The organism is Blautia sp. ZXY-1-B12 (genome assembly GCF_056339915.1).
The window spans coordinates 1-5,438 of the sequence record NZ_JBWJVP010000085.1 but is presented as its reverse complement, the minus strand read 5'-3'; the positions used below and the strand labels follow the sequence as shown (position 1 = coordinate 5,438).

The window sequence follows — 5,438 nt, the reverse complement described above, 5'->3', positions numbered from 1 at the left end:
GGAAAATCTGACGGATAAAAAGCCTCAGTCAGCCCGCCGGCTGTTAAAAACCGGTTGGGGGGCGCAGAATCTGAAGTTCCGTTACATGCAGGACAAGAGACTGATGCCTGCAGACAGGCATCTTGCAAACCTGATGATGGATACCATGCTGTGGCCCCTTCAGAAACCGGAAGATTCTGTTATTGTAAGTATTTTTACACCCTGCGAAATGATGCAGGAGGTGGGATTACATCCCTATAATGTAGAAGGATTTTCCTGCTATCTTTCTGCAAGCAAAGCAGAGAGGGCATTTTTGCAGCAGGCAGAGAATCAGGGAATTGCAGAGACACTGTGCAGTTATCACAAGACATTTCTTGGTGCAGCGCAGAAAGGACTTCTGCCAAAGCCTAAATGTATTGTTTATACCAACCTGACCTGCGATGCTAACCTGCTCACCTTCCGTACCCTGGCAGATTTTTACCAGGTACCTGTATTTGCCATTGATGTACCATGGAATCAGACCACAGAGAATGTACAGTATGTGGCAGATCAGTTAAAGGATTTAAAAATATTTCTGGAAAAAAATACAGGAAAAACAATCTCTGAGGACAGATTAAAGGAACGTCTTGCCTGCAGTAAGCGGACTCTGGAGAATTACAAAAAATATCAGCAGATGCGTGCAGACAGATATGTGCCCTCTGATCTGGTCACACCCTTGTATGCAGGAATGACAAACAATATCCTTCTGGGAACAGCAGAAGAAGAGAAGTATACACAGATGCTTCTTGAAGATATTAAGAAAGCACCGGCAGCGAAAGGGAAACACATTTACTGGATGCATACCATTCCATTCTGGTCGGATGCAGTGCGCCAGGAGCTTTGCTTCAGTGAGAAAGCCCAGATCGTAGGATGTGAACTTGCAGAAACCTGTGAGCCGGATTTTGATCCTGAGAACCCTTTTGAAGCAATGGCAGAAAGAATGGTATATCATTCACTGAACGGAAGTGCCCTTAGAAGGATTGAAGCCGGTATCCGCCATGCGAAACAGGCAGGAGCAGACGGTGCTGTGTGGTTTGGACATTGGGGATGTAAACATACGCTTGGTGCGGCACAGCTTGCAAAGAAGAAGTTCGAGGAAGCCGGTCTGCCCCTTTTGATCCTGGACGGTGACGGGTGTGATCGAAGCCATGGAGGAGAAGGACAAACTTCCACCAGGCTGGGAGCTTTTCTGGAAATGCTGGGAGGTGCTGAGAATGAATAAAACTTACTATGTCTGTAAATATACCCCAATTGAACTTCTGGAATCTCTTGGCGGGGAATGTGAGAACTTTAATCATATGCCGGAGGGATTTGACCTGGCCGATCAGGTTTCCCATCCCAATATCTGCGGTTTTGGAAAAACACTTCTGGAAGGAGTCATGGAGGGGAAAATCAAGGAACTTGTCCTGGTGAGCTGCTGTGATACTATCCGGAGTGTCTATGACATTCTGCTTGAAAGCGGCAAGCTGGATTTTCTCTATATTTTGGATGTGCTTCACTGTGACAGTGCCTGCAGCAGAGAGCGTATGGCTGTACAGTTAAAAGGGCTGGCGAAGGCTTATGCACAGTACAAAGGCACAAAGTTTGATGCCGGAAAATTCCGGGCTGCTTTCCATGCACAGGAGAAAATCACAAAGTCCCATATTGCAGTGCTTGGCGCCAGAATGGGGCAGGAATTATTTGAAATGACCAGCAAAGCTATGCCTCTTCCTGTAGAGAATGATACCTGCGTGCATAACCGTTCTGTGGGAAATATACTTCCACCGGAGGGTGCTTCTTTTGATGAGCTGATGGACTGGTATGCAGGTGAGATTCTGGGGCAGATTCCATGTATGCGTATGATGGACCCGACAGGTCGTAAGAAGCTTTATAATGATCCGTCTGTTGCAGGAATTATTTATCATACAGTGAAGTTTTGTGATTTTTACAGCTTCGAATATGCTGAGATCAAGAACCATACAGATGTACCTCTTTTAAAAATCGAATCAGATTATACTATTCAGAGCAGCGGTCAGCTTCTTACCAGACTGGAAGCTTTTGCAGAGAGCATTCAGCCTGAAACACTGGAGCAGACCATAGATGGAGACACAAAAGGAGAGAAAAAAATGGGAAAAGGTTATTTCGCAGGGATTGACAGTGGTTCCACCAGTACAGATGTGGTGATTTTAAATAAAGATCATGAGATTGTGACCAGTATTATCCTGCCTACAGGAGCAGGAGCTGCTATCGGAGCAGACCGTGCCCTTGCAGAGGCATTGAAAGAGGCCGGATTGCAGAGAGAAGATATTGATGCGCTGGTTACTACCGGATACGGACGTACTGCCATTAAAAATGGTGATAAGAGTATCACAGAGATTACCTGTCATGCAAGAGGTGCACACTTCCTGGATCCGGAAGTCCGCACTGTCATTGACATTGGCGGACAGGACAGCAAAGTGATCCGACTGGATGAGAACGGTGCAGTTGCAAACTTTGTTATGAATGACAAATGTGCGGCAGGAACCGGACGATTTCTGGAAATGATGGCACGTACCATGGAAATGAATCTGGATCAGATGAGCGAATGTGGGCTGGAATTCAAAGAAGATATTACAATTTCCAGTATGTGTACAGTATTTGCAGAATCAGAAGTTGTATCCCTGATCGCCCAGAATAAGGCAACAGATGATATTGTTCATGGTCTGAACAAGGCGGTTGCCGTAAAGACTGCCGCCCTTACCAGACGTGTGGGCGGTGAGGAGAAATATATGATGACCGGTGGTGTTTCTAAGAATAAGGGCCTGGTAAAGACGCTGGAAGAGAAGCTTGGAACAAAGCTGGTAATCAGTGACAAGGCTCAGCTTTGCGGTGCACTTGGCGCGGCGCTGTTTGCAGCTGATATGGCTGATGTATAAAAATTATTTAAATATCCAGGGATTTTTACAAGGTGGAAATCTCTGGAATTTTTATATTTTTTTATAAAAGTTTAATTTTCTATTGACGAGTTCAAATTTAAGAGCTATAGTATACCACAGTAACAGCAAATTAACGAGGTGAAGTTTGCAGGAAAGAGGAAGCCACACAAAAGGCTATACCCGCCGAAGGAGTAAAACTCTCAGGTTCCCTGGATGCAGGGAAGAACTGCAAATGGATCGTTTCTCTGGAGACACCCGTTAGATCGGGGGCCGAAGGTGCAAATAACACGGAATGCTGATAACTTCCCACAATTGGTTATCTGACCCGTGTCTTGAATCTCTCAGGCAAAAGGACAGAGGATGCTTTATCATCCCCGCTGATTCATATGAACTATATGAACAGTATTTTCTGAACTTCTGATTTTTGAAACGGTCTGTTATTACTTTGTTTCCCAGCTGTACAATATATTACACTTTTTAAAAGAAAAAGGAGATTTATTATTATGTGGGAAGCGATCAATTCTTTTTTGACAACAGTAGACAATCTGGTCTGGGGCGTGCCCCTTATGGTCCTGATCATGGCAGGTGGTATCCTGTTAACTGCCAGACTTGGACTTCTTCAGATGCGAAGACTCCCTCTTGCATTGAAATGGATGTTTAAGAACGAAGAAGAAGGCGATGGTGAGATTTCCAGCTTTGCAGCTTTATGTACAGCACTGAGCGCCACAATCGGAACCGGTAATATCGTCGGCGTTGCAACTGCTGTCTGTGCCGGAGGTCCCGGAGCTTTATTCTGGATGATTCTTGCAGCATTCTTCGGAATGGCAACAAAATTTTCCGAAGGTCTTCTTGCAGTGAAATACCGTGTGGTAGCAGAAGACGGTCACAGCCTTGGCGGTCCTTTCTATTATATTGAGAAAGGTATGGGAACAAAATGGAAATGGCTTGCAAAGATTTTTGCATTCTTTGGTGTATGTGTAGGTCTTTTCGGAATCGGTACATTCAGCCAGGTAAATGGTATTTCCAGTGCAGTTCAGAACTTCTTTGATCCGAACAAATCAAACTGCGTAAATATTCCGTTCCTTGGAGAGTATTCCTGGGCAGTTGTAATTTCTTCCCTGATTCTTGCAGCCTGTGTTGCAGCAATCCTCATCGGTGGTCTGAAACGAATTGCAACAGTCAGCCAGATTATTGTACCGTTTATGGCGGTGATCTATCTGATCTTCAGTGTTGCGCTGATTCTTTTAAACATCACAGAGATTCCGGCAGCAATCGTTACAGTTGTGAAGGGAGCCTTTAATCCGTCAGCAGTGACAGGCGGTGTGGTAGGAACAATGATCGTATCCATGCAGAAAGGTGTGGCTCGTGGTATCTTCTCAAATGAAGCAGGTCTTGGTAGTGCGCCTATCGCAGCGGCAGCAGCTCAGACAAAAGAGCCTGTACGTCAGGGCCTCGTAAGTATGACTGGTACATTTATTGATACGATCGTGATCTGTACAATGACAGGTCTTTCCATCGTACTGACAGGTGCATGGCAGGTAGAAGGTCTGGAAGGTGTTCAGGTAACTACCTATGCATTCCAGCACGGACTTCCGATCCCTGGACAGGTTTCTGCATTTGTATTAATGATCTGTCTGGTATTCTTTGCATTTACTACGATTCTTGGATGGGATTATTACAGTGAAAGATGTCTGGAATATCTGACAAACGGACATAAGAAAACAATCCTTACATACCGCTGGCTTTACATTCTGGCAGTATTTATCGGACCGTATATGACAGTAAGTGCTGTATGGACGATCGCAGATATCTTCAACGGACTGATGGCGATTCCGAATATGATCGCATTGTTCGCATTAAGTGGAGTGATCGTAAAAGAAACAAAAGCGTTCTTTGCAGCAGAAAAGCATAAAATGTAAGGAATCAAAAGTAATAAAATAACAGAAAACAGTAAATCCTCTGATCATGGAATTTATAGCAATCCTGATCAGAGGATTTTTTTGCTTACATTTGACTGATTATGACTTTTTTGTGCAAAGTAAACCAAAATCAGTCATTATTTTTATGAATTAGTTTGATTGACTTTGAATGAATATGACAGTATACTAAGAACGTAAACAAAAAACAGTCACGAACATGCAGAAAAGACATGACAATATGTACTTTTGGAATCTTTTGGTGCAAGTGAAATAAAGACTCCGAAAGGATACCAATATAAAACGGGAGGGAAAGAAGAGATGATTTACACAGTGACTTTTAATCCATCTCTGGACTATATCGTTTCGGTAGATGATTTTAAACTGGGGCTGACAAACAGAACAAGTTCAAGAGCTGATGCTTCCGGGGGGAAAGGGAATTAATGTTTCCACAGTCCTTATGAACCTTGGGATTGAGAACACTGCACTTGGATTTACCGCAGGGTTTGTAGGGAAAGAAATTATCCGTAGATTACATGAGATGGGAGTGAAATCTGAGTTCATTCAGATCAGTGAAGGGGTTTCAAGGATTAGATCTGAAACTGAAATC

3 protein-coding genes, 1 pseudogene and 1 riboswitch are annotated in these 5,438 nt (G+C 43.9%); all 4 genes and pseudogenes read left to right on the top strand.

Features of this window, described 5'->3' with window-relative positions:
- Positions 1-7 precede the first annotated feature (7 nt).
- Positions 8-1,240 carry a 2-hydroxyacyl-CoA dehydratase subunit D gene (locus AC075L_RS05820; RefSeq protein ID WP_347461630.1) on the top strand — a complete coding sequence of 411 codons (1,233 nt, stop codon included), beginning with the start codon at positions 8-10 and terminating at the stop codon, positions 1,238-1,240.
- Positions 1,233-2,912: an acyl-CoA dehydratase activase gene (locus AC075L_RS05815; protein ID WP_476387335.1), complete on the top strand. Its 1,680-nt coding sequence runs from the start codon at positions 1,233-1,235 to the stop codon at positions 2,910-2,912. The genes AC075L_RS05820 and AC075L_RS05815 overlap by 8 nt, the downstream gene beginning before the upstream one ends.
- Before the next feature lie 235 nt (positions 2,913-3,147).
- Positions 3,148-3,279: riboswitch (glycine riboswitch) on the top strand.
- 136 nt (positions 3,280-3,415) lie between these two features.
- Entirely contained in the window at positions 3,416-4,831 is a 1,416-nt protein-coding gene (locus AC075L_RS05810) for an alanine/glycine:cation symporter family protein (RefSeq protein WP_288548118.1), read from the top strand.
- A 318-nt stretch (positions 4,832-5,149) separates the two neighbouring features.
- Positions 5,150-5,438 (top strand): annotated as a pseudogene (locus AC075L_RS05805) (PfkB family carbohydrate kinase); the annotation flags it as partial.

Excerpts from the sequence above, each read along its gene's own strand:
- AC075L_RS05815 (WP_476387335.1), top strand. The coding sequence starts at position 1,233 with ATGAATAAAACTTACTATGTCTGTAAATATACCCCAATTGAACTTCTG.
- AC075L_RS05810 (WP_288548118.1), top strand. The coding sequence starts at position 3,416 with ATGTGGGAAGCGATCAATTCTTTTTTGACAACAGTAGACAATCTGGTC.